This window comes from Hallella faecis, from assembly GCF_018789675.1.
Taxonomy (GTDB): domain Bacteria; phylum Bacteroidota; class Bacteroidia; order Bacteroidales; family Bacteroidaceae; genus Prevotella; species Prevotella faecis.
On sequence record NZ_JAHKBE010000006.1, the window covers coordinates 1 to 25811 of the forward strand.

A 25811-nucleotide genomic window follows, 5' to 3' on the forward strand; every position below is an offset into this window, starting at 1 on the left:
GACGCAACGAAGCATTAAGCAAGACGCAACGAAGCATTAAGCAAGACGCAACGAAAAGACCTGTCGGATATGGCCATATGACCACAACCGACAGGTCTTTTCCATTTTCCTGCCTAACGATTTACGGCTTCTTGTCCAACCCTTCCAGCCTTCACGGCTTGCCATTTATGGTTTCAAATCTAAAGAATTTTACCTTTAAGCCCAATGGTTCCTGCCTTCATGGCTTACGACTGGCTATCTATCAAAGCATGTAGTCTATGTAGAGCACGGCGTTCCACACCAAGAGGTAGAGGGTGAGCAGGAGCGTCAGCACACGCAAGGGCACCCTCAGGCGCGTCGTTTCCACACGTTGCGCCAGGTAAGCCATGGCGATGGGGATGGCAAACAGCCAATGGGGCGACATGATGTAGACCTCATTGAGGCCGAAGCCCAGCACGAAATGGATAAACATGTCGAAGCCGAAGAACGACATGACGAGCCACATGTAGCGACTCTTCCTTCCACACCATATTCCCACCAGGAACAACAAGGCGACCACTCCCTCAACCACGTAGTTCCAAACCCATCGGTATTGCACGAGGACAGGTCGGTTGACGAGCACGTCTTTCAGCACATAATCCTGATGGAGCTGTATGGGTTCGCCGAAGATGTTCTCCACCAGCGAGGAGTCGCGCGGCGTCGAGATATCTGTCCACGACCCAAACTCCGACTTGTCGATGGGCTTTCCCTTATGGAGGTTCCACGCCTTCTTATGGTCGCGGATATACTTGGCACGTATCTTTTTCTTGATGATGCCGTCCACGGCCTTGGCAATCTGGGTGCTGTCGGTTAGCTTCGTGGTGTCGCAAAAGGCCTTGTAGATTTTCTCCTTGTCGTGCTCGGCCTTGACCTTCTTTTGCATTTGCCGCGCTATGTAGTTGGGTCGCTCTAACGTTTTCCACTCCCATCGTGCCGCGATCCATATCACAGCCGACGGCACGATGACCGCCAGCAAGAGGTTGGAGGGCTTCCAAAACTTCTTGCCGTTGACGAAGAGGTTGGCCAAGAACACCTTAATGCCATTGTTGAGCGATATGCCTGCTGTGATGATAAAGAAGAGCACGGTCTGCCATTTGGTGTACATGTGTTTGGCGTTCATCTTCTTTCCCGCCACATAAAGCGTGAGGATGAGCATGAACATCGACAGGCAGAAATGGTCGGGGACGCTCGTCACCACCATCGTATAGCCGAAGGAGAAAAGCAAAGCGGTGAGCAGGGTGGCGTCGGTTTGCGCCAATCCGATGATCTCTCGCAAGATACGGAAGAGGAACACGGCGCTATACACGCAGCAGAACGTGAGGATGACGGCCATCACCGCCATGTCGCAGTTCACACCCGTGAGGGCCATCAGTCCTTGGTTGATCTGGCAGGGAATCCACATAAAGAAGGCCAAGAGCGGGTGGCGGTAGATGTTGTAGCCAGCGCTCCAGTTGGTGAGCACCAGGTAACTGATGGGGTCGTAGCCCGATATGTGGAACACGCGTATCACCACCTTGCGGTAGTTGTCGGTGATCTGACTGAGGTCGAGCCAATAGGCGCAAATCACCAGCATATTGGCCAGCACGCCATAGAGGAGCGACCCTATGGCCACCCATCGCTCCTCACGCTTGATGCGGAAGATGTAGAATGGGTTTTGCAAGCGCTCTTGCTTCAGGAAGTAGCGCACCAGGAGGAAGTTGACGGGCACGCAGACGGCGAACATGGGCAGCGGCGCCCACGTTTTTCCCACGCCCCACTCCACAAACAGGTTGAGCATGAGCAGTTGCAACAGGTAGTTTACCACGTGGCAGAAGGCGAAAGCCAATCCACGCCCCGCTGTTGCCTTCACCTTGAACGTGTAACGTGTGGAGGCAACGAAATTGAACAAGAAGCTAACGAGGTATGCCATGGTGTTGGCCACGTTCACCCCTGTGTGGGCAAGGTGTATCATCACCAAGTAGACCGCATACTGTATGGCCACGGCCGTTGTGCCGACTATGGCAAATCGCAGGATTTCTCCCCAACGCTCGCGCTTATTTCCGGAAGGGTTTGTAATGTCGTTCATCAGCAAATTCTAACATTTCTTTGTCACCCCGACTATCGCCGAAGGCTACTATATAATATTGTTGGCGGTTGTTCTTCAGTTCGGGAACCGCCTGTTTCAGTCTGTTCACCTTCTCCTGCCCATAGCAGTTGCGTGTCAGGAAGCGCCCGGTCAGCCGCCCGTCGGTCACCTCAACCTGCGTTCCCTGCACGTCGACGCCTGGGAAGAAGGGCGCCACCCAATTGTCCACACTCGCGCTGACCACCAACACGCGTGCGCCTTGTTCCATGGCGCGCCTCAGGGTGGCCACTCCCTTGGGTCGGAGCAACGCTTGGTGGTGGGCAGCAAACCGTTGGCACACCTCGTCGAAGGCCTCTATCGTCATGCCCTTGAAGTGGCGTGCGAAGAGTTCCTCCTTCGTCAGGCCGTTGTCGCGCAGGTGCAATTTCATCATCAGCAGCTTGGGCAACATCAGGAATAGGCTTCCCACGAGGCTCCAGGTGCCGTTGGCGTAGCGGATAAACTCGATGAGCGTGTCGCTCGTGGTGAGCGTCCCGTCGAAGTCGAACACATATAGTGTGTGTGGCTGTGTGGTCATCTTTGCGTTGGGTTCAAGGGTTATGGTCATTGGGTTCACCCCACATAGATAATCAGGATGAACGTAACGATCCACGCCACGACATCCAACTGTATGAATCGGTCGCGCAGCACCACCTTCGTGGGGTTGCCGCTCCGCTTGTCGACCACGGCCACCTGCATGTATCTCAACAGTCCCACGAGCACGAAGATGCTTGTGAGGTAGAGCTTGTTTGTCTGGAACCGATCCATCACCTCCGGACTGACGGTGTACATGATGTAACACACCAACGTCACCGATGCGGTGATGGTGAGTGCCTGGTCCATGAACGTGGCGTTGTATCTCACGGTGTTCTTCCTTGGCGCCTCGCCCGTCTGCTCCATTTGCAGCACATCGTCGCGCCGCTTGGCAAATCCCATGAAGAGGGTTATGAGGAACGCCATGAGCACGATCCAATGGCTGAGCTCGATGCCTGCCGCCCCGCCTCCCGCCAACATGCGCAGCACAAAGCCGAAGGCCACGATGCACACGTCGATGATGGCGTATTGCTTGAGCTTCACGCAATAGGCCAGGTTGAGCAACCAGTAGAACACCACCACGAAGAGTGTGGCACTCACGCCGCCCCATTCGGGCACGGTGGGCATGTCGATGGCCAACCCGTCGGTGGGTGCCATGGGCCCGATGAGGGGCAATAGGAACGTCACGGCCACGCCCAGCGCTATCATCACAGCCATCACGCCGTAGGCTTGCGCCACGCTGATGGCTCCGCTGGCTATGGGCCGCTGGCATTTCTCGGGGTGGCGACGGTCGTCGGCCACGTCATGAATGTCGTTGAAACAATATATGCTCGATGCAGCGAAGCAAAACGCGAGGAAGGCCACCAAGCCTGCCAGCAGCGCCCGTGTGTCGAGCAGGGCGCCTCCAAACAGCACGGGGGCGAACACAAAGAGGTTCTTGATCCATTGGGAGGGGCGTATCAGCCGTATCAGCGATTTCAGCATTCCCACTTTTGTCATGGGGCGAAAATGTGGTTCAGTCATGTTGGGGTACGATAAATTGAGGGTGCAAATATAGCAATTTTTATCTGTTCTGTCTGGGTTTTCGGTCGCCTTTTTGCGGCTACGCCCAACGGCCGAGCAGCCTACGGGTGAGCCATGCCACGCCTTTGCTCAGGGCCCATGCCAGCGGAAGGGTGATCGCCAGGCAGGCGAAGAACTTCGGCCAGTAGGTCCAGTCGTGGGGCAACTTGTTGAGCACGAAGTGGATGTGGATGAGGTAACACTCCAGGCTTAGGGCGCCCACGAGGGCAACCTGGCGGTTGAGCCATTGCGGCAGGCGTCGGAACACGCGGTTGAGCAGCAGTATGGCGGTCACGGTGAGCGGTATGTAGAGCATGCGCTCTATGAACAGGGGGAACCGTCCGTGCCGCTCCTGCTCAAGGAAGATGCTTGCGGTCAGCGCCATCACAAACATGATCCACAGCATCCAGATGCCTTGGCCGTCGATGGTGCGCTTCTGCCGCACGCTCTCGCCCATGTTCACGCCAATGAAGAAGATGGGCACGCGGCTCCAAAAGATCTCCAAGTGGCCCACGGCATGGTGGATGGGGGTCACCCATTGCACAAGGATGCACCACATGATCATCACCACCGGCAGCCACCGGTACACGGGATGCTTGCGGATGAGGGCCATGTAGGGCGGGGCGAAGAGGTAAAGGGCCATGATGGCTGGAATGTACCAGAAGTTGAGCTCATCGTGCAACCAGAAGTTCCAGTTGATGGCTATCTCCATCACCAGGTTCACGCCCGACCGCAGGTCGTGCACCGGCAGGCGGGGTATGTAGTAGAGGCACGCCACGATGAGCCACGTGGGGTAGATGCGCACCAGTCGTCGTGTGTAGAAATGCCTGTAGGAGGGGTTCTTCATCCACGAGAACCACAGTCCCACGCCACTGAGGAAGAGAAACATATCCACGCCGATGTTACCCATGCGGCGCAAGCCAAAGAACAGGTCGGAGCGTGCCAGCTCCACATGGAAGAGCATGATGAAGAGCATGGCGGCGCCCATCAGCTCGCCGCGGTAACGACTGATGTTTTGCAGTTCGATGTCGGGTATTCTCATGGTCGGTTGATGTTTCGTGGTGTTACATCTGTGGCTTGGGTATCTTCGTCATCACGAGGCGTATGAGCCAGGCCGCGCCGATGGCGGCAATGGCGTAGAGCAGCAGTCCGGTATAGATGTCGCCGTGACGCGAAATGGGTATGAACACCTTGCGCAGGACGGGATGTATCACAAAGAGGGCAGCGGAGATCTCGCCCATCCACACCAGCCTCTCCATCAGCCAGGCGCCCACGGGGCGACGGGCGGCTTGCGACAGGAGCTTCACCACATACACGCAGAGGATGCACACCACCAGCGGCACGACCGACCACAGCAGGTAGCTGGCGCTCATCCACATCACCATGAACCCGCAGAACACCACGCTCACCAGCAGGCTCAGCGTGTTGAGGTTCGTCAGGATGATGCGGTTGCCGTAGCGGGCGTAGAGCAGTCCGAGGCCGAAGGGCAGCATACCGCCCATGAAGTTGTAGCGGTACCAGTTGAGCGCCTCGCTCTCGGGGGCGAAGGCCAGCTGCACGCCCAGGCACACCACCATGGCACCCACGGTCCACGCCCAGTGGCGCTTGTAGAGCAGCAGGCGGTACACGACGTAGAGCTGCAGCATGAGGCCGAAGAACCAGAACGGCCCGGGCCAGATGTTATGGTCGGGGTCGGGCAGCAGGTTGTTCACCATGGCCAGCTGCGCCACCACCTGCGTCAGGGTGTAGTGCCAGCGGCCGGGGGTCATGGCGTCGACGATGGTGAAGCTCACGAAGCCCACGATCATCATGCTGAACAACTTCTTCCAATGGTACGCCACAAAGCGGAAAGCGGGGGCATACAGCGAGCGGCCATACTTAAGCTCCAGGCCGTAGGCGCTGAGGAAGAGAAACACGGGCACGCCATAGTGGCCGAAGAACGACACGAGGTGGGCGGGCAGCAGCCCGTCGGGCGACGCCATGACGGCCGTCAGCCAGTCTACGTTGTGTTGCGAGAACGTGTATTCGTTCTCCTTCACCACCGGACCGAGCCAATGGCAGTAGTTGTGGAGGAAAATGCCGATGATGGCCAGGCCGCGAAGGGCGGCACACTCCGCACGGGTGAGCAAGGGTTCATTCATGGGTGTTGTGGGTTTGCGCGCCGCGGCGTAGCTCGTCGTAGTCGGCGCTGTTCTTTAATATCCTGGGGCGCCGCGCGTCATAGTCGGGCGAGAGCAGGTTGTAGCTGTCGCGGTAGTCTTTCGAGCCGATGCCGGCCAGCCACACCAGCATGTGGGGCAGGGCGTCGGTCATGAAGGGCTTGTCTTTCGCGGCCTTCACGGCGCGCACCACGTCGGGGTGGCGGCGGGCGTAGCGGCGCGAGCAGTAGATCCAGAAGGGTATCTCAAACTCGTAGTGGGCCAACGGCCAGTCGACCCGGGCGCTGTGGTTGCGGCAGATGAAGCCGCGGCCGGGCTCGTAGCACTCCTCGCCGTGGTCGGGCATGTAGATCACGATGGCGTCTTGGTTCTCAAACTTGCGCACGATGGCGTCCACCACCGAGTCGTTGTAGATCACGGCGTTGTCGTAGTCGGCCATGATGCGGCGCTGGCGGTCGTTGAGGTCGGGGCGGCGCTCCTTGTAGGCCTCGGGGCCAAACACGCGGCGGTTGTTGGGGCAGCGGGTGCGGTAGTTCACGTGCTGGCCTATGAGGTGGAAGATGATGAGGTTGTGGGCCGAGTCGCCCTTGAGCTTGATCTTGCCGTCACCCAGCAAGCGGTCGTAGTCGGCGATGAGCCCGTCGTCGAAGCGGTGAGTCTTGTCGTTGCGCAGGCTAAACTGGGCCTCGCTGAGCGTGGGGTTGTTGAGGAAGAAGCCGCCCGAGAAGTCGTAAACGGCATCCTTCGCCTTGGGCAAAAACTGGTTGGTGAGGAACGTCACGCGGTAGCCGGCCTTGCGGAACAGCTCGGGAAACAGGGGGTAGTCGCACCACTCGCCCTTCTCGCCCACCACATGCATCGAGAGGATGTTCTTAAACACGAAGCTCGTCAGGTTCCAGCAGGTCACCACGTCGCTAAACTTTGTGAGCCGTCCGCTCGCCTCGCGGCGCACCTGGCGCGGCGTGGTCTTCAGGCCGTAGCCATACTGCTGCGAGTGGTGCTTGGCGTAGCTCTCGCCAATGATGAGCACAATCGTGGGGGAGCGAAACGAGCAGCTGTCCACCGTCACCCTCTTGGCGGCCTCTATGCATTGGGTTACCTGCTTGTCGGCCAGGCGGTTGCTGTTCCAACTGAACACGAGGCGATAGATGGGCAGATACATGTTGCCACAATCTTTCTGGGTCAGCAGGTGCTCCACGGCGCCCACGCTATGGGCGGTCATCAGTTGGGTCATGCCTACCTTGTTGTGGTAGCTCTGCGCCACGCTCACGCCTAACAGCAGGGCCACCACCACGGCGCACACGCCCTGCGCGCGCACCATGCGGGGGGTGCGCAGCTCACGAGCCTCCCAGGCGCGCCAACGCTCCAAGCTGGCGCGGTTGGCCAGCCGCCACATGCGCCAACGGCCCGCCCACAGGGCATGGGCCACGGCCAGCACCAGCAGCCACCCCACAGGCGAGAAGAACACCTCAGGTGTGAGGTAGGCGTGGAAAAACTCGCTCGCCTCGCGGGCGTCGGTCTCGCCTACAAGAAGAAGCATCGTAGGGGTCAGCGTGGAGCCAAACTTCCAAAAGCAATACACATCCACCATGCCCACGGCGTAGAGCACCACGTAGAGCGCGCGGCGGACCCACAGGCGCACCTTGCGGGGGAGCAGCGTGAGCAACACGCAGGTTACGTAAACATCGAGGAAAAGCTCGGAAAACAAGTGGTCGTAAAGGTGGGCGCCACGCCAATGGGGCAACGTAAGCACGGCGCAAAGAACGCCAAGAACATACATCGCAAAGAAAAATGCGCCGTTCTCCACGATCGGACGCAACAAGCTGCGGGCTATTCGTCTCATCATTATCATATTCTTCCGTTTATAACAGAACCCTTCTTTAGGGTGCAAAAATAAGAAATAATTGCCATTGAAGCAAATCTTTCAACACCTTAGTGAAAAAAGTGTAGGGATTGTTCTGAAAAAAAATGATGAGACTTTGTGGGGCTTCCAGAGAACCCCAAAGCCATTTTTAAGGAATCGAACACCCTAAAATAAGAGCAGCACTTGCGAATGGGCATGTATCGAGTTGCGGATGGGCATCTTTCGCATCTCGGTTTGGCATGTTCTGCACTGCGAAAGACCATGTTTCGCAATGCGAAAGGCCATGTTTTGCAATGCAAAATGCGGAATTTGGAGTAACAAAAGCTACGCTCCGTTTCTAACACGCTTAATATCAACAGATTGCAAAAATACGCTGAGAATCGCTTATTTCAGCCAAATATTTCCGTCGTGGAAAAGAAATGTGTAGTTCTTGCTATAGATTGTTACGCTTTTTCCTCACGCAACGCTTGCGTCCCCTCCCCGTTCTTTCCTCCCCATTGTTTTTTATTCCGCATGCGTTGAGTGTTTTGCGTCTTCGCGGCGTATATCATAGAAACGGGGCGACGTAGGTTTGCCCTTCACCTATTTATAAATAGTTGACGAACCTCCGACGGTCGTTCGTTCTACGCGCGCTTCGTGCGCAGCTCCTCGCCTTGTGGCAAGCCTTCTGGGCGGCTGCATGGCTCATGGCTCCCGACTGGGGATGAGGACCAGAGATTCGGAAACAAGAAACAACCAACCCACAGCATGAAAACAACAACAACCCTGACATCCCTTCTGCAAAGGGTGTGGCGCGGCGCGGCGTGTGTGGTGGCCGACGCCCTGATAGAACTGGGCCAACTACCTCGAGGCGCTCATGCGCCTGAAAGCCCTGCCGTAAGCCCCGCCACGAACGGATGGACGGATGGCAAACACACACAAAGCGCCCTGCAAAGGCAAAAGCATAACGAGCTATGGCTCAATACTTCGCCTTGCAGGGCGCTTGCTTATTGATCGTTATCCATCGCAGGGCGTCTGCCCTGGGATAAGGAGATTGTTGGGCTTTCCCAGCCCATTTCGCTTGACTTAATTTTTCCCCTCCTACCTTTCGTTAGGGGGATGGGGCTGATGGTGGCACGCGCTACTCGTGGAGAGCGGTTATGCGGGGTTCTGGCGAACACCCATGCGCGCCTCGACCACGTTGACGACGAAGTCGCCCAGGCGCTCACACTCCTGGATGATATCCATATACATGGTGCCCACGGTATAGGAGTATTGGTGGTCGTTGACGTCGGCGATGTTCTGGTTGCGGAGCTGGTTGCGGTAGTTGTTGATCTCGTTCTCCACATTGAAAGAGCGGTTGGCGTCGAGCTCGTCGCGGTGGCCCTTGAGCATGACCGACATCTGCGACAGGGCGTCGTCGGTAAGTTCGAACATCTGGTGGATGTGCTCATACTGCGTCTCGGAGAATCCCTCCTTGCTGTTCTTCAACCGGCTGATGGTGCGTGCGAGATTGTAGTTGCTGTCGCCAATGCTCTCGATCTCGGAGATCTCGCGGAGCATGGCGCGCACCTTCTCCTTCGTCTCGTCGGAGAGGTGGGCGTTCGATACGTTGTCGAGATACTTGGCGATCTCCACCTCCATATTGTCGGAGATGCCCTCATACTTCTCGATGCGCGTGTAGAGCTTCACAAACTTGTCGTCGTCCTTCTCACCCAGCAGTTCGCGCACCATGCCAAACATGCGGTGGATGCGCTCGGCGAAGCTCTGGATCTCCTTCTGCGCCTCAAGCACAGAGAGCTCGGGCGTCTTCATGATACCCGAAGAGATGAAACGCAGACGGAAATCGTCCTCGTCCTTGTTGGGCTTGGGTTTCCATACCCAGCAGCACACGCGTGCCACTTGCTTCACGAAGGGCAGGAGCAGGACGGTGTTGCAGATGTTGAAACAGGTGTGGAAGGCAGCCAACGAAAAGGTGAGCTGTGTGGGGGTATGCGTGAGCGCGGGGTTGGTGGGGTCGAAGCCCACGAGTCCGCACGCCATGTTGACGAAGTGGCGGAACACTGCGAGCACCCAGATGACGCCCACCACATTGAAGAACAGGTGGCCGAAGGCGGCGCGGCGCGCCTCGGTGTTGGCCGTGAGCGCCACGAGGTTGGCCGTGAGCGTGGTGCCGATGTTCTCGCCCATAACCAGCGCGATGCCGAGGTAAATGGGCAGGTTGGCCTGCGTGCAGAGCATCATGGTGATGGCCATGAGCGCCGCAGAACTCTGCAAGATGCACGTCAGGATGGTGCCAAAGAACAGGAACAACAGGATGGTGGCGAAGCTATTGGGGTCGAAGCTGGCGAAGAAGGCCTGCAGGGCGCCCATCTCCTCGGGTGGCACCTGCGACTCGCCGAGGGTGGTCAGGGCCAAGAACATAAAGGATATACCAAAGAGAAAATCGCCTATGTAACGGCGTTTCTTAGAATAGATAAGCAGCAATCCGATGAGGAACACGGGCCACACGAAATTGCTTATCTTAAACGAGAAGCCGGCCGACATGATCCAGGCCGTCAGCGTGGTGCCGATGTTGGCGCCCATGATGACCGAGATGGCTTGGACAAGGGTGAGCAATCCGGCGTTGACGAACGAGACGGTCATCACGGTGGTGGCGGTCGACGACTGTACGGCGACGGTTGTAAACATACCCGTGAGCACTCCCGATACGCGGTTGGTGGTCATGGCACTAAGCACATGGCGAAGCTGGGGTCCTGCCAACTTCTGCAGAGCCTCGCTCATTACCTTCATACCATAGATAAGAAGGGCCAAGGCTCCAACGATTTTTAATAGTAGAATCCACATATTTTCACATAATTTGTTGCGCGATATCTTGGGGATTAAGGGGAAAATGACTACATTTACAACCGATTTCACAAGCAACACACGGTCACTTAAAATGTCATCAAGATGAAACAAGTAATTCAAATCCGTTGCAAAAATAATAAAAAAACTAAAAAGGTAGCCATCGGAAGCACACTTTCTGATGTTTTTAGCGAATTAAATTTAGAAATGCCCTACGGCCCCATCGCCGCGAAGGTTAACAATAAGGTGGAGGGCATGAATTTCCGCCTCTACCACAACAAGGATGTGGAGTTTCTCGACATGACCAGCGGATCGGGGTCGAGGTGCTACACGCGCACCCTCTTCTTCGTGCTTTCGAAGGCCGTGCACGACCTCTATCCGGGCAGCCGCGTGGTCATCGACATTCCTGTGAGCAATGGCTACTACGTGGACCTGTACATAGGGCGCGCCGTGAGCCTCGAGGACACGGAGCGCATCAGGAAACGCATGCAGGAGATCATCGACGCCAAGATGCCCGTGAGGCGCTTTGAGGTGCCCACCGACGAGGCCGTGAAGATGTTTGAGGACAAGGGCGATTGCGCCAAGGCCAAGTTGCTCAGGTCGTCGGGGGCGCTCTACACTCTCTATTACCAGATCGACGATTATGTGGACTACTACTACGGCTCGCTGCTCACCAACACGTCGAAGCTCTACCTCTTCGGGTTGGAAAAATATTTCGACGGACTGCTGCTGCGCATTCCCGACCTGAAAAACCCGGGCGTGCTGCCCGAGATGACGCACCAGGACAAGATGTTCGAGATATTCAAGGAGCACCACCGCTGGCAGGACATCATGGGCGTTCGCACCATTGGCGACTTCAACGAGATGGTGAGCGAGGGGAAAGCCACAGAGCTCATCAACGTGTCGGAGGCCCTGCAGGAGAAGAAGATTGCGCGCATCGCCGACGAGATTGCCAACCGGAAGGGCGTGAAGCTCATATTGCTCGCCGGGCCGTCGTCGTCGGGAAAGACCACCACGTGCAAGCGGCTGTCGATACAGTTGCTCGCCAACGGCATTAAACCGTTGCAGATTTCGCTCGACGACTACTTTGTGGACCGACACCTCACGCCCAAGGACGAGAATGGGGAGTATGACTACGAGAGTGTGTATGCGCTCAACCTGAAACTCATCAACGACCAGTTTAACGCCCTCTTCCGAGGCGAGGAGGTGGAGCTGCCCAAGTATAACTTCCAAACGGGAACCAGCGAGAAAAGCGGCAAGAAGCTGAAGATGGCCGACGACAACGTACTGGTGGTGGAGGGCATACACGCCCTGAACCCCGTGCTGACGGAGCAGATACCCGAGGGGCAGAAGTTCCGCGTGTATGTGTCGGCCCTGACCACGATTCTCCTCGACGACCACAACTACATCCCCACGACCGACAACCGACTGTTGCGACGCATCATACGCGACTACAAGTACCGGGGCGTCAACGCGCAAGACTCCATACACCGATGGCCGTCGGTGAGGGCGGGCGAGAACAAATGGATCTTCCCCTATCAGGAGAACGCCGACGCGGTGTTCAACTCGGCCATGCTCTTCGAGTTGGCCGTGATCAAGCAGCAGGCGGAGCCCTTGCTCGAGCAGGTGCCGGAGAACTGCGAGGAGTATTCGGAGGCTTACCGATTGCGTAAGTTTCTGAAATATCTCCGCCCCATTCCCAACCGCGACATACCGCCCACCAGCCTCTTGCGCGAGTTCCTGGGCGGCAGTTCTTTCAAGTATTAGCAACCATTTCATGGAGGGCGACGAATGGTAACGTCGCCCTCTCCTATCGTATGACACACTCTTTGTTCCATCACCTACAAGCGTGGGGCGCGTTGCCCCAACAATTCAACAATCCTTTCTACTATGAGCCCCATCCCCTTTGCCGCGAGGCGATGGGCCAACTGGTGGCGTGGCTGCAAGGCGCCGACCAGCGGTTCGCACCCACTCCCGCCACGGCGCCCTTCCGTGAGGAGGCCGCAAGGGGCAAGATGTTTGGCGTGTTGGTGGTGGAGCGCAAGGCCGACGGCGCCGTGGGCTACCTCGCCGGCTACAGCGGACAGGTGTGTGGGCGGAGCGATTGGCCCCTGTTTGTGCCGGCCGTGTTCGACTATCTGCAGCCCGACGGCCATTTCAAGCGCCACGAGGCGGAGATTGTGGAGCTCAACCACGAGATTGAGTGCAGGGAGGACGAACTGAGGCACGTCTGCCACGAGGAGACCAACACCGATGAGGGCGACCCGCGACCCACCTTTCCCAAGGGGAAGAAGGAGGGCGAGACGGATGAGGAATACATCAGGAGGCGACAGTTTGAGAACGCCGAGCTGCACCGATGGAAGGTGCGCCACAAGGCGAGGACGGCCCAATGGCAACAACAAAGGCAAGAGGAGGAGAACCGTGTTTTGAGGCTCAAGCGGTTGCGGCGACAAAAAAGCGACAACCTACAGCATTGGCTCTTCTCACATTTCGTGATGGCGAACGCACGCGGAGAGCGGCGCGACTTGCTGCAAATATTCGGATCGGTGCCGCCCAGCGGAAGCGGCGAGTGTTGCGAACCCAAGCTCTTGCAATACGCCTACGACCACGGCCTGCGACCTATCAGCATGGCCATGATGTGGTGGGGCGAGAGCCCGAGGCAGGAGGTGCGCCACGAGGGACAATACTACCCGGCTTGCAACAAACGGTGCAAGCCTATCCTGCGATGGATGATGCAGGGGCTCGACGTAGAGCCTAACCCCTTGGAGCAGCCCACAAACCATCAATTGGAGATCATTTACGAGGACGAGGCGTTGTGCGTGGTGATGAAGCCGGCCGGCATGCTCAGCGTGCCAGGCAAGAGTGGGCGCGAGAGCGTGGAACAAATCATGCGCCAACGTTATCCGCAAGCGGCCTGTCCGCTCATCGTGCATCGGCTCGACATGGCCACGAGCGGCCTCCTAATCATCACGAAAACCATGGAGGCTTACCTCGACCTGCAAGCGCAGTTTGCACGCCACGAAGTGCGCAAGCGCTACGTGGCGGTGCTTAGCCGCGACCTCGACACACCCTCGGGACGGGTGGCGTTGCCCTTGCGCCCCGACCTCGACGACCGTCCGCGACAGGTGGTCGACGAGGTGTACGGACGAGAGGCGGTGTCGGATTATGAGCAAGTGGGCCACAGGCGCGTGCACCTCTACCCACTCACGGGTCGAACCCACCAGTTGCGCCTTCATTGCGCCCACCCATCGGGCCTCGGCAACCCCATCTTGGGCGATGAGCTCTATGGCATGAAGGCCGACCGACTATATCTCCACGCCGAGCAGATCAGTTTTCGCCATCCCTCGACGGGCAAGATGGTTACCTTTACGGCCAAGGCTCCATTTTAGCTTAGGCCGCAAAGGTAGGCTAATTGGCCAAGAACATGATGAGCAACTGGGCGATCACCACCCTGACAAACATGCCCATGGGATAAACCGACGCATAGCTGATGCTGGCCGTGTCGCCCTTCAGCGTGTCGTTGGCGTAGCCCAAGGCCATCGGGTTGGCCATGCTGCCGCACATGATGCCACACACCGTGCCGAAATCATACTTGTGCTTATGCAACGCGATGACGCCCACCACGATGGTGGGGACGACCGTGATGAGCAAGCCGATACCCACCCAAAGCAAGCCCTCGGGGCGCACCACGGTGGCGAAGAAGTCCTTACCGGCCACCAAGCCGAGGCAGGCCAAATAGAGGGCCAGACCCAAGCTGCGGAGCATGAGCGAGGCCGACCGGGTGGTATAGGAGATGAAATGCATGCGCGGCCCTAACGCTCCGACGATGATGCCCATGATGATGGGACCACCGGCGATGCCCAATCGGATGGGCGACTCCATGCCTGGAAGGTTCACGGGGATGGCTCCGAGCAACAAGCCCAGCACGATACCTAAGAAGATGCTTCCGATATTGGGTTTCTCCAACGTCTTCACCGAGTTGCCGAAGAAGTGCTCCGCGTTGTCGACCGCATCGTGGCGTCCCACCACCGTGACACGATCGCCATACTGCAAGCGCAGGTCGTCGCTGGCCAGAAGCTTGATGTCGCCACGCAGCACACGGCTCACGTTGACGCCATAGGTGTGGCGCAACTGGAGCTGCCCTAAGTGGCGGCCATTGAGCGCGCGGCGGGTCACCACACAAACGCGACTCTCCACGTTCGAGTCGATGGCGTTCCAATCGATCTGCTCGCCGTTCCAGTCTTTCTCCACCTGCTTACCGAAAAGCACCACCATGGTGTCCTCGTCCTCCTTGGAGGTCACCACGAGCAACGAGTCGCCCATCTTGATGACCGTGTTGGCCACAGGCACGATGACCTGCCCATTGCGCCAGATGCGCGAGATGATGAACTTGAGGTGGGTCATCTCCGCGATTTGCACGATCGACTTGTCGGCAATGGCCGGGTTCATGGCGATAAACTGCGCGATGTAGGTGTGGTCGTCGTCGGTAAGAGGCTTCGACTCCAAGTCGCAGGGCTTCACAAAGCACTTGCGGATGAACATCATGGCAAGTATGACACCCACCACACCGAGCGGGTAAGTGACAGCCGTGGCCAGCGCCACGCTATCGGAAGGCTTGCCAAGGATGTCCAAGGCCTGCGTGGCCGCACCCAGCGCCGGCGTGTTGGTGGTGGCTCCACAGAGCAAGCCCACCATGTCGGGAAGGCTGATGCCGGTAAAGGGCACCAAGGCCAGGGCGAACACCGTGCCCACGACCACGATGCAGAGGCTCCACAAGTTGAGAGCCATGCCCTCGTGGCGCAACGAGCCAAAGATGTTGGGACCTACGTGTAGGCCCAAGCAATAAACAAACATGGAGAGGCCAAAGGTCTCGGCATAGTCGAGCACGGTAGGGTCGACCGACAGGCCGATGTGGCCCGCCAAGATGCCAATGAAGAACACAAAAGCCACGCCCAGCGATACTCCTCTCACCTTCATCTTGCCTAAGCCCATGCCAACGGCAATGATCAGAGAGATGATAATGACCGACCCGGTAGCCGAGTGGGTAGAGAAAAGCGATTGTAACCAGTTCATTAGAGAATGCTTAAGTATTTTTCAAGCGGAATGCCGCGGTTCTTATCTTCGTTGGTTTTGTTGAGGTCAATCAGTTTGTACACAGCGTCCATGGCCTGACGCGTGGCCTTTTGGATCTCGTCGCCATCGAGCAGATGGCCGATGAGCACGGCCGAGAAGATATCGCCCGTGCCGGGGAAATGTACGGGTATCTCGGTATAGGGCAGCGCAAAGCGCTCGTTGGTCAGGTGGTTGTAGCCCACCACGCTTGGCTGTCCGTCGACCACAATCGAGGTGATGAGCACCGAGCGGGTTCCGATGGCGCGCAATCCGTCCACCAAAGCGTCGGCCTCGGCCTGCGTCACGCCCTCAGCGTGATACTCATGGTCGGTGAGGTAGCAAGCCTCGGTGTGATTGGGGTAGATGAGGTCGGCCACGGCAATCATCTCGCGCATGCTCTGGATGGCGGCGGGTGTCACGCCATTGTAGAGCTTTCCCTCGTCGCCCATGATGGGGTCCACATAGATGGTGGTGCCAGAGGCGGCCTGCTCACGGCAGTATTGCGACACAATGCGCGCCTGGCGCTCAGAGGCGATGAAGCCTGTGGCGATGGCGTCGTAATGGAAGCCAAGCTCCTTCCACACCGGAAAGACACCTTGGATATAGTCGGTGGTGTCGAGAATATTAAACTTGCCATAGTCGAGCGTGTTCGACACAATAGCGGTCGGCAAGTTGTAGGTGGAATGTCCTAAATAAGAAAGGATGGGTAACATGGCCGCCGTGGCCACCTTGCCATATCCGCAAATGTCGTTTATTAGGAGTATTTGCTTCTTTGTCATGGTTGATTAATTACGAGTGCAAAGTTAGCAAAAAGAAACGGGTGACAAGAATGGATTGGTAAAAATATTAAAAAGTGGTCTAAATAAATACTAAAGGCGATGGTCTTGTCGTTTAATTATTGTAACTTCGCATTGTAGAATACTTAATCTATACATTGCCCATGACACCTGTTGATCATAACTATTGTCTCATCCTTGCTGGCGGCAAGGGACGCCGCCTATGGCCCTGGAGCCGCGAGATGTTCCCTAAGCAGTTCATCGACTTTTTCGGCACGGGCCGCACGCAGTTGCAGCAGACCTACGACAGGATGGCTAAGATTGTTGATCCCAGCCACATATTTGTGAACACGAATGTCGAATACCTCGACCTTGTTACGCAGCAACTGCCTGATGTGTCGCGCGAGCGTATCATGGCCGAGCCCATTCACCGCAACACCGCGCCCAGCATAGCCTGGGCCAACCACCGCATCTCGCACATCGACTCCGACGCCTGCATGATTGCCGTCCCCTCCGACCAGATCATCTTCAACGAGGAGGCGTTCAAAAAGAACGTGCTCGAGGGCCTGGCCTTCGTGGCAGCCAACAACAGTTTCCTCACGATGGGTGTGAAACCCACGCGCCCCGAGCCTGGATACGGATACATCCAGATGGGCGACCCGCAGGAGAAATATGTGTATAAGGTGAAGTCGTTCACCGAGAAGCCCGACCGGGAGTTTGCCAAGATGTTTATGGACAGTGGCGAATTCTATTGGAACACGGGGCTGTTCCTCTCCAACGTCAACCACCTTCGCGAAGAGTTCTCCCGCTTCCTGCCGCCCGTTCTGCGCAGCCTCGACGAGATAAACGTCCACGCCAGCGTTCAGGAAGAGGAAAATTACATGCAGGAACACTTCACGGCCTATCCCAACCTGTCGGTCGACATGGGAATCCTGGAAAAGTCAGACCATGTGAGTGTGATGAAATGCGAGTTTGGATGGGCCGACGTCGGCACATGGCACGGCATCTACGAGGCCTTGCCGAAGAACAACGAGAACAACGTAGTGATCGACTCCGACGTGATTCTCGACAACTGCCACGGCAACATCATCAAGTTGCCCAAGGGCCGACTGGGTGTCATCTACGGCCTTGAGGACTTCATCGTGGCCGAGAAAGACAACGTGCTGCTCATCTGCAAGAAAGAAGACTCATCCGACCTCGTCCGCAAATACGTGAACGAGACACAGATGAAAAAGGGCGAGGACTTCGTCTAACCATTACCTTCCCTCCCCCTGGAGGCAAAGGAACGCCCTGCGGCGTATAGCGATCAATAAGCAAGCGCCCTGCAAGAGCAAAAGTATTGGAACATAACCCATTAGATACTTTTGCCTTTGCAGGGCGCTTGGTGTGTTTTACCCCAAATCGGTCATTAGACCGAAACAGGTGAATGGTTAGGATCTTATAGCTTCTTTTCAACTCTTGTCAGCGTTTCTTTCGGCATCTTGCTTCCAGTCGCGTTTCGCCATAGCCCGCTATGGCTTCACCGCGCCTGTCGCAACCTGCTCGAAACAAACGCTAACAAGAATTAAAATCTAATGCCGATTTGGGTTTACCATTTCCACTCTCATAAGCCGACAAAACAAAAATCCTTGCGGATGGGATAGCCCGTAGGCCATCTATCCACAAGGATTGAGATATGATTCCGTATGAACTTAGCGCGTCGCGCGATAGCAATCGACTTGCCTCAGCTCATGCGAGGGTTCGTCTTACTTCACGCCCAGCGGTGTGAGATGGAAGGTGAAGGTCATGTCCTGATAAGACAGGCGATGCTGCTGCAACGGCCATGAGCCCCAACTGTTTTCGCCACCCAAGCCAAAGTGTGCCAGGTTGATGCTGAGCTCGGTGTACTTGCTCTTGGGCACCTCGGGTGAATGGCGCTGGGCCTTCTGGTCGCCCTCGTCGAGATCGCTAATGTTATAGTGGAGAGCGCAAGCGTCGAAGTAATTGTTAACGGCCGTAATGCAGAAGCCCAAGCCCTCGGCCGTGGTCTGCTTCCACCAGCGGATGTCGCTCTTGGTGCCTGTTTCCTGCGGACGGATGAAGGGGTAGAACTGCTGGTCGGCGGTCTGCTTATAGATGCCAATGTTCTGGCTGGCCTTGCGGTCGATGTAGTTCTCGATGGGGCCACGGCCGTAGAACTCGCTCTTATCCATGTTATAGTCGAGATCCATCACCATTCCGAAACGCAGCAGGTTGCTCACCTTGGCGTCGGGAGTGGTCTTCATCTGCTGCTGAACGGTCATGGCGCCCTCGCCATCAATGTCGTAGGTGATGGTGAGCGTAGCCTTCACGTCGGGCATGTCGTACACGGCCACCACGCGAGCGCCCACCTTACCCACCTTCGCAGCCGAGATGGCGGTGAGGTTCATGATGGGGTAGCGCCAAGCCTTGAAGCGGCTTTGCAGGCCGGCACCCATATCGTTGTCGGTCACGGCGCGCCAGAAGTTGGGGCGAAGCGTGCCACCCTGGGGCAGCAGGTCCTTGCCAGCCACGTTGTAAGTCTTCAGCAAGCCAGTGGTCTTGTCGAACACAACGCTCATCTGATCCTTCACCTCTACGCTGATGACGCCACCCTTCTTGTCGTCCTTCACCTTCAGCTTAGCCTGCTGTGTGGGCTGCTGTATGGTTGCGGGCTTAGCCTCGCGCACGGCGAACTGGCGGTAAGCCACCACCTGTCCCTTGTCCATGAGAGGCTCGGCGGTCTTCAAGCGGAACTCGATGTTGAGCATCACCTCGCCCTCGGCGGGCACATTGTAAGGCAATGTGAGCGTAACCTTCTGCTGTGGCTTGACGTTGAGCTGTGCCACCTTGCCGTTCTCGATGGCCTTTCCGTCCTTCATGAGCGTCCAAACGAGCTCGTAATTGCTCAGGTCGCGGAAGAAATACTCGTTGTAGACCGACACCTGTCCCTTGGCAAGGTCCACTGCCTCGGCCCAGATGTTCTGGTGAACGTAAGCAATCTCGTAGGCATGGGGGTTGAGCTGGCGGTCGGGACCAATGACGCCATTGCAGTTGAAGTTGTTGTCGGAAGCGTCTTTCTTGTTGTAATCGCCACCGTAGGTGTAGATGGGCGACATGTTGCCCGATCCAGCCTCATACTTGGCCGAGATGGCCTCATAGTCGGCCAATGTGCGCGAAGCCTTGAAGTTGGGTGTGCGATGGAGTGCCTGGTCTACGAAATCCCAGATGTATCCACCCTGGTACTTCGGATACTTGCGGATGAGATCCCAATACTCGAGGAATCCACCGCTCGAGTTACCCATGGTGTGGTTATACTCACACTGGATGAGCGGGCGCTTGTTGGCGTCGTTCTTCGCATACTTCTCACATCCATCGTGCGACATATACATCGGGCAATAGATGTCCGAGTCGTCGCCATGGCCCCAGAGTCCACGCTCATACTGCACGGGGCGGCTCTTGTCCTGACCCTTGATCCAGTTGTACGCGTCCACGAAGTTCTGGCTGTTGTCGGTCTCGTTACCCAAGCTCCACACAATCACCGACGGATGGTTGTAGTAGGTCTCCACGTTGTGCTGGTTGCGCTCCATGATCTGCTTGGCAAAGAGCTTCGTAACGACGGGCGAGTTTTGACCATACTGGAAGCCGTGGCTCTCCTGGTTGGCCTCAGCCGTGATGTAAAGGCCATACTCGTCGCAGAGGTCGTACCACACGGGATCGTCGGGATAGTGGCAGGTTCTGACGGCGTTGATGTTCAGGCGCTTCATGATCTTGATGTCCTGAATCATGCGCTCGCGTGTAACGACGTAGCCGCCATCGGGATCCATCTCATGACGGTCGGCGCCCTTGATGAGCACGGGCTGACCGTTGACGAGCAACTGACTGTTCTTGATCTCAATCTTGCGGAAGCCCACCTTCTGCGGGATTACCTCCACCACGTTGCCCTTGCGGTCCTTGACGATGGTGAGCAACGTATATAAATAAGGTGTCTCGGCGGTCCATTTCTTCACGTTGCGCACGGTGAAGCGTGCCGAACCGGTAAGCATGCTGTGGAAGCTGCCCGACGACTTGCCCACCACCTGGTTGTTGGCGTTGATGAGCTGGAAGTCGATAAGAGGGTTGCCCTTCACGTTCACGTTGATGAGGAGCTCACCATCCTGGTAGTCGTTGAGCAGATCGGGGGTGATCTTGATGTTGCTCACCTGCACGGCGGGGTTCTTGGCGAAGAGGTAGCAGTTGCGTGCCACACCCGAGAGGCGCCAGAAATCCTGGTCCTCATCCCACGAACCGTCGCACCAACGGAAGGTCTGGAAGGCGATGAGGTTCTTTCCGGGCTTCACAAACTTGGTGATGTCGAACTCGGCAGCCACCTTGCCGTCCTCGGCGTAACCGGCATAATGCCCGTTGACGAAGAGGTAGATGTTGGATGTAACCGAACCGAAGTGGGCCACCACCTGCTTTCCATCCCAGTTGGCGGGAAGCTCGATGACGCGGCGATAGCTGCCCACGTGGTTGTCGGTGATAGGCACAGGCAGGCTGTCGTTGGTTACCTTATACTCCTTCTTGAAACCCTTGAAGTAGTCATCCCCATTGAACATGTATCTCCATCCGAAGCCCACGTTCACATATTCGGGGTCGCCGTAGCCGTTGAGCTCCCAGATGCCGGGCACCTGCATGGTCTTCCAAGCCGAGTCGTCGTAGTCGGCCTTATAGAAATCGGTGGGGCGCTGGTCGGCGTCGGCCACCCATTTGAATTTCCATGTACCCTCCAGCGAGAGATAGTTGGCCGACTTTTCCATGTTTCCGGCGAGTGCGGCTTGTTCATTCTCATAGGCGAAGAAGTTGGTGCGGAGACCATAACGGTTCACCTCATTGACCTGGAGGTCGTGCCATTCGGTCCATGTGGGCATCTGCTCCACAGGCTCTGCGACCTTCTTCACCTTGACCTTGGCTGCACTCACACTGAGTGCCATGGCAGCCATAGCGGTGATGATTAATGCTTTTCTCATTAGTCGATGGTTTTAAGTTATTTCTGTTTGTCTAAATAGCGATGGTATTCGCAGGCAGCGAGCAGGAATGCGCCCACGCCAAAATTGGCCTGCGAGTTCTTGTCGACCACCTGTCCAGGAATGGCTTTCTCGCCGATGGGCTGCACGTAGCCCACCTTTCCGTCGGGCTGCAATGCCGTTTCGGTTAGGTATTTCCATGCGCGGTCGATGGTTTTGCGATACTGCTTGGCGTCGAGCAGTCCGTTGTTCACGCCCCAGAGGAATCCATAGGTGAAGAATGCGGTGCCGCTGGTCTCAGGACCGGGTGCGAAGGTGGGGTCCATCATGGAGCGTGTCCAGTAGCCTTGCTTCTGCTGCAATTTCTGCACACCAGTTGCCAGACGCTGGTATTTCTTCACGAAGAAGTCGCGATGGGCATAGTCGGCGGGCATGTCCTGCAACACCTTGGCCAGTCCGGCCAGCACCCATCCGTCTCCACGGGCCCAGAAATCCTTCTTGCCCGAGGCTGTCTTGTGCTTGGGATAGATGTATTTGCCGTCGCGGAAATAGAGGCCGGTCTCCTCGTCGAGCATGATGCTGTCGGCGTAGAGCAGGTTCTCGTAGAGTTTGTCGAGATACTGGCGGTCGCCGGTGAGCTTGTACATCTTCGTCATGACGGGCATCACCATGTAGAGGGCGTCGGCCCACCACCAGTAGTCGTTCTGCTTGGAGTAGGCCTCATAGCCCATCACCTCCTTGGCGCGCTGCACCATTCGCTCGTTGCGTGCCGACGCCCCCTTGGCGTTGGCTATCCAGTAGAGGTCGATGTAGGTTTGGAAACAAATCTGCCAGTCGCCGAAGAGCACAAACTGGTGGCCCTCACCATAGTGGCGATACTTCCACTTGGCGGGATCGGTCTCGGTGGCTCCCATCCATTTGTTGTGCTCGGCCCAGCGTGTGCTGTAGTCGATCCACTCGGTCTTTCCCAGGAGCTTGTAAGCCTCCATGTTACCTGTGTGGTAGGCGGCGTTGTCCCAGAAGGACCTCACCTCGGCCTTGTTGTGCTGCTGCCAGTAGTTGTTGACCTTAACAATGGTCGCGTCTACTTGCTCTTGCGTCCAACCCTTGGCCTGCGCACCGAGGGCTGCGAGGGCCACAAAGGCCGTCAGAATGATTTTTCTCATATTTTTGCGGGTTTTCAGTATGTTGTTTTTGCTCTTCAATGGCTTATCGTGCCGTGCGCCCAACGTGGAGCGTGGTGTTGGCCTGTTGGCCCCACCAAAGTGTAAAAGGTCACCGGCCCACTACACGATTACTTTGCAAAGATACAACAAAGAAACGAGAATAGCCCCTGCCCATAGGGCGAATTATAGGGATTTGGGGTTGAATTTGAGGGATTTCGGCAACCATTTGCCCATTCCGAGGCTGCGTAGGTGGGCGCAACATGGGGTCGGTCCCATGTTTCCCTACTTGCGAGCTTCTGCGCCCCGGACAAAGGCATGGGCTTTGGGTTGAAAGCGAACAATGGATAAACCTGTCAGGGTTTTTGGTTAGAAAGTTGTGTCGGATTTTTGCGTGAACCAGCGAACGAAATGGGCGTTTTTGCGGAATGGAGGCGACAAAAACGTGACTTCCGCTTGCGGGTAGGCATCTTTCGAGTTGCGAAAGATGCCTACCCGCACCACCGTTTGGCGTCTTCCGCATTGCCGATGGGCATGTTTCGCATTGCGAAAAGGCATGTTTTATAGTGTGGACGGTTAAATACGGAATGTTGAGCGATGCGTAACGAGCATAAGCGTTTGAGTGTTAGGCTGTTACGAAAACGCGCCGAGAATGGCGTATTTCGGCCAAATATATCCGTCGTGGAAAAGAAATGTGTAGATTCGGCTATAGATTGTTGGCATAATTCAGAGGCGCCCTCCATTGAGCATCGGTCGTCAACCCAACCTCTTAACCTACTTCCCCCACCCCATTTTCTCTTGTTTGAACACGAATGATTTCCTATTAGCCACAAGGGTCATCTGAGCCTTATCGGCCGAATGGGTAGCCATTCTTTCTATCATTCATGACCGATTGGGGTTGAGGCAAAAACCATCGGGCACATTCCTACAATTTATTCACCCCGATGATTGATGGTTTTCTGACAAAAAACATTAACTTTGCACCACAACAAATACAAGCCCAAAATGGAAAATCCATACATCAAACAATTCCCCGACCTGATGCGGGGCAAGAAGATTATGTACAACCACGGATTCGCCTCGTCGGCTGCCTCGGGCACGGTGAAGCGCATCCAAGAAACGTTTCCCGAGGCCACGGTGGTGGCGTTCGACCTACCGCTCCATCCTGCCGAGGCCATGGAGCTGCTGCGCGCCAAAGCGGCGGAGGAGCGTCCCGACCTCATCATCGGCACATCGATGGGCGGCATGTACACGGAGATGCTCTACGGATACGACCGCATCTGCGTGAACCCGGCCTTCGAGATGGCCAAGACACTAAAAAGCCATGGTATGACGGGCAAGCAGGTGTGGGCCAACCCACGACAGGACGGCGAGAAGGAATTTATGATGACCAAGGCGCTCGAGAAGGAGTACCAGGAAATAACCGAACAGTGCTTCACCACGCTCGAGGCCATGGACGCCGACGAGCGCAAGCGCGAGCAGCAACGCGTATGGGGACTGTTTGGCGATAAGGATGAACTGGTCGACACGTTCGGACTGTTCTCCGCCCATTATCCGCAGGCGGCCCACTTCCATGGCGCCCACCGCATGGACGACCGGTCGTTTCTCGATGGCGTGGTGCCCGTCATACGCTGGATCGACGACCGCCAGGAGGGTCGCGAGCGCCCCATTGTCTACATCGACTCGTCGACGCTGAAGGATAGCTACGGCCATCCCAAGTCGTGCCTGCAAAAGGCGTTTGCCATGCTCGTGGAGCGCTATCAGGTGTACATCGTCGGGCCGGCGCCCACCAACAGCCACAACGCCCTGGGCCAGATGGCCGAATGGACGGAGCAATATCTCAGCACACCCGCCCACGACCACGTGGTTTACACCAACCAGAAGGCGCTGCTCTACGGCGACTATTTCATCGACGCGGAACCCTGCGAGGGATTTCTGGGCACCGCTCTGGCCTTCGGGTCTGATGAGTTTAAGACCTGGGAAGACGTCATCACCTTCTTCGAACGGCTCGGCGGACAATAATCCGCCGTGCCATTACGTTGCCCGGCAAGGCATCAATACTCGGTTTTGTCGCGCTTCTCCATCCACATGTCGAAGGCCCGACGACCTTCCTCGGGCAGCAACACGCTAAACTGCTTGTTGCGCTTGTCGGGGTCGATCATCAACTCGTCGTAGATGAAATTGTCGGCAAAGCCTATGCGGGCCGCGTCCTTGCGGTCGTTGGCATAATACACACGGTCGAGGCGCGCCCAATAGATGGCGCCCAGGCACATGGGGCAGGGCTCGCACGAACAGTAGATGTCGCACCCGCTCAGGTCGAACGTCTTCAGTCCGCGGCATGCCATGCGGATGGCGTTCACCTCGGCGTGGGCTGTCGGGTCGTCGTCGATCGTCACGCTGTTTGAGGCTTCGGCCACCACTACGCCACCACGGGCAATGACGGCGCCAAAAGGCCCGCCGCCCGTCTTCACACTCTTCTCGCTCAGGGCAATGGCCCGGCGCATCAGTTCTTCTTGTGTCATATCGATTGATTTTGTAAACATAGGATTCCACCCACCCATTGGGCAGGAAGGGCAAAGGTAAGCATTTTCGGGATGAACCACCCGAAAGGCCACCACTTTTTAACCATTTACCGCTTTTTTTTAACTTCAAAACACTATCTTTGCAAGTATGAGTAACGAGATAGTATACGGATTTAGCGATTGCCGCTTTGGCGACATCATCGTGGCACGAACCGAGCAAGGGGTCTGCGACCTGCAGTTTCTTGATTTCAACCGACTGGAGACCATCCACGAATTGGCCGAGCGATGGGGCGAATACACACCCACCACGCAAGACGACGACATGGCCCACACCGTGAGCCGCGTGGCCTTTGGGCAGCTCAACCATCCCCTGCAGCTCGACCTGCGGGGCACCGCGTTTCAACTTCGCGTGTGGCAGGAGGTGCTGAAAATACCCTTCGGGCAGACGCGCTCTTACCAAGAGGTGGCCGAGGCCATAGGGGAGCCTACGGCGGTGCGCGCCGTGGCCACGGCCATTGCGCAGAACCCCATAGCCGTACTGGTGCCATGCCACCGCGTGATACACAGCGACGGCACCTACGGAGAGTACCACTGGGGGCGCGACCTGAAGCGCCGCCTCATCGAATGGGAGAAGGCTCAGGTCAACAAAAACCAACAGTAGACCTCCG

19 protein-coding genes are annotated in these 25811 nt (G+C 56.8%); 7 read left to right on the forward strand and 12 right to left on the reverse strand.

Features of this window, described 5'->3' with window-relative positions; all coding sequences use genetic code 11:
- Positions 1-254: hypothetical protein (locus KM934_RS02530; protein ID WP_215759047.1), on the forward strand; the 254-nt coding region annotated here is incomplete at its 5' end.
- Here the strand turns inward: KM934_RS02530 and KM934_RS02535 are convergent.
- The 6 genes from KM934_RS02535 to KM934_RS02560 all read right to left on the reverse strand — a co-directional run bounded on the left by KM934_RS02535 (position 242) and on the right by KM934_RS02560 (position 7729).
- On the reverse strand, positions 242-2083 hold the full coding sequence (locus KM934_RS02535) for a DUF6080 domain-containing protein (RefSeq protein WP_215759048.1): 1842 nt from the start codon (positions 2081-2083) through the stop codon (positions 242-244). The genes KM934_RS02530 and KM934_RS02535 overlap by 13 nt on opposite strands.
- Positions 2052-2690, reverse strand: a complete 639-nt coding sequence (locus KM934_RS02540; RefSeq protein WP_252344860.1) for an HAD family hydrolase — start codon at positions 2688-2690, stop codon at positions 2052-2054. The genes KM934_RS02535 and KM934_RS02540 overlap by 32 nt, the downstream gene beginning before the upstream one ends.
- A 5-nt stretch (positions 2691-2695) precedes the next feature.
- A complete protein-coding gene (locus KM934_RS02545) occupies positions 2696-3655 on the reverse strand; it encodes a UbiA prenyltransferase family protein (RefSeq protein ID WP_252344861.1) in 960 nt (319 codons plus the stop codon).
- Positions 3656-3758: 103 nt separating this feature from the next.
- Complete coding sequence (locus KM934_RS02550; protein WP_215759049.1) at positions 3759-4760, reverse strand: acyltransferase family protein; 1002 nt, start codon at positions 4758-4760, stop codon at positions 3759-3761.
- Positions 4761-4782: 22 nt separating this feature from the next.
- Positions 4783-5859, reverse strand: coding sequence for an acyltransferase family protein (locus tag KM934_RS02555; RefSeq protein WP_215759050.1), 1077 nt, complete (start codon positions 5857-5859; stop codon positions 4783-4785).
- Complete coding sequence (locus KM934_RS02560; protein WP_215759051.1) at positions 5852-7729, reverse strand: sulfatase-like hydrolase/transferase; 1878 nt, start codon at positions 7727-7729, stop codon at positions 5852-5854. The genes KM934_RS02555 and KM934_RS02560 overlap by 8 nt, the downstream gene beginning before the upstream one ends.
- Positions 7730-8488: 759 nt before the next feature.
- Between KM934_RS02560 and KM934_RS02565 the strand changes: the two genes are divergently transcribed.
- On the forward strand, positions 8489-8734 hold the full coding sequence (locus tag KM934_RS02565; RefSeq protein ID WP_215759052.1) for a hypothetical protein: 246 nt from the start codon (positions 8489-8491) through the stop codon (positions 8732-8734).
- Between the two features lie 144 nt (positions 8735-8878).
- Here KM934_RS02565 and KM934_RS02570 read toward each other — a convergent pair whose 3' ends face one another.
- Complete coding sequence (locus KM934_RS02570) at positions 8879-10567, reverse strand: Na/Pi cotransporter family protein (RefSeq protein WP_215759053.1); 1689 nt, start codon at positions 10565-10567, stop codon at positions 8879-8881.
- A 105-nt stretch (positions 10568-10672) separates the two neighbouring features.
- Between KM934_RS02570 and KM934_RS02575 the strand changes: the two genes are divergently transcribed.
- Positions 10673-12334 (forward strand): nucleoside kinase, encoded by a 1662-nt coding sequence (locus KM934_RS02575; RefSeq protein WP_215759054.1) that lies wholly within the window; start codon positions 10673-10675, stop codon positions 12332-12334.
- A 50-nt stretch (positions 12335-12384) separates the two neighbouring features.
- A complete protein-coding gene (locus KM934_RS02580; protein WP_215759055.1) occupies positions 12385-13956 on the forward strand; it encodes an RluA family pseudouridine synthase in 1572 nt (523 codons plus the stop codon).
- A 19-nt stretch (positions 13957-13975) separates the two neighbouring features.
- Here the strand turns inward: KM934_RS02580 and KM934_RS02585 are convergent, their stop codons facing one another.
- Both KM934_RS02585 and KM934_RS02590 read right to left on the reverse strand, forming a co-directional pair.
- A complete protein-coding gene (locus KM934_RS02585; RefSeq protein WP_215759056.1) occupies positions 13976-15640 on the reverse strand; it encodes a putative transporter in 1665 nt (554 codons plus the stop codon).
- Entirely contained in the window at positions 15640-16458 is an 819-nt protein-coding gene (locus KM934_RS02590; protein ID WP_215759057.1) for a pyridoxamine kinase, read from the reverse strand. The genes KM934_RS02585 and KM934_RS02590 overlap by 1 nt, the downstream gene beginning before the upstream one ends.
- A 161-nt stretch (positions 16459-16619) precedes the next feature.
- Here KM934_RS02590 and KM934_RS02595 point away from each other — a divergent pair, with 161 nt between their 5' ends.
- The gene (locus KM934_RS02595) at positions 16620-17708 is read left to right on the forward strand and encodes a mannose-1-phosphate guanylyltransferase (protein WP_215759058.1); all 1089 of its coding nucleotides are present in this window, start codon (positions 16620-16622) and stop codon (positions 17706-17708) included.
- Positions 17709-18200: 492 nt separating this feature from the next.
- Here KM934_RS02595 and KM934_RS02600 read toward each other — a convergent pair whose 3' ends face one another.
- Positions 18201-21461 (reverse strand): glycoside hydrolase family 2 TIM barrel-domain containing protein, encoded by a 3261-nt coding sequence (locus tag KM934_RS02600; protein ID WP_215759059.1) that lies wholly within the window; start codon positions 21459-21461, stop codon positions 18201-18203.
- Between the two features lie 17 nt (positions 21462-21478).
- Positions 21479-22624 (reverse strand): glycoside hydrolase family 88/105 protein, encoded by a 1146-nt coding sequence (locus tag KM934_RS02605; protein ID WP_215759060.1) that lies wholly within the window; start codon positions 22622-22624, stop codon positions 21479-21481.
- A 1002-nt stretch (positions 22625-23626) separates the two neighbouring features.
- Between KM934_RS02605 and KM934_RS02610 the strand changes: the two genes are divergently transcribed.
- Entirely contained in the window at positions 23627-24643 is a 1017-nt protein-coding gene (locus KM934_RS02610) for a YqiA/YcfP family alpha/beta fold hydrolase (RefSeq protein WP_215759061.1), read from the forward strand.
- Between the two features lie 32 nt (positions 24644-24675).
- Here KM934_RS02610 and KM934_RS02615 read toward each other — a convergent pair whose 3' ends face one another.
- Positions 24676-25143 (reverse strand): nucleoside deaminase, encoded by a 468-nt coding sequence (locus KM934_RS02615; protein ID WP_215759062.1) that lies wholly within the window; start codon positions 25141-25143, stop codon positions 24676-24678.
- A 148-nt stretch (positions 25144-25291) separates the two neighbouring features.
- On the opposite strand from KM934_RS02615, the gene KM934_RS02620 reads away from it, so the two are divergent.
- Entirely contained in the window at positions 25292-25804 is a 513-nt protein-coding gene (locus KM934_RS02620; RefSeq protein WP_215759063.1) for a methylated-DNA--[protein]-cysteine S-methyltransferase, read from the forward strand.
- The last annotated feature ends 7 nt before the right edge of the window (positions 25805-25811 follow it).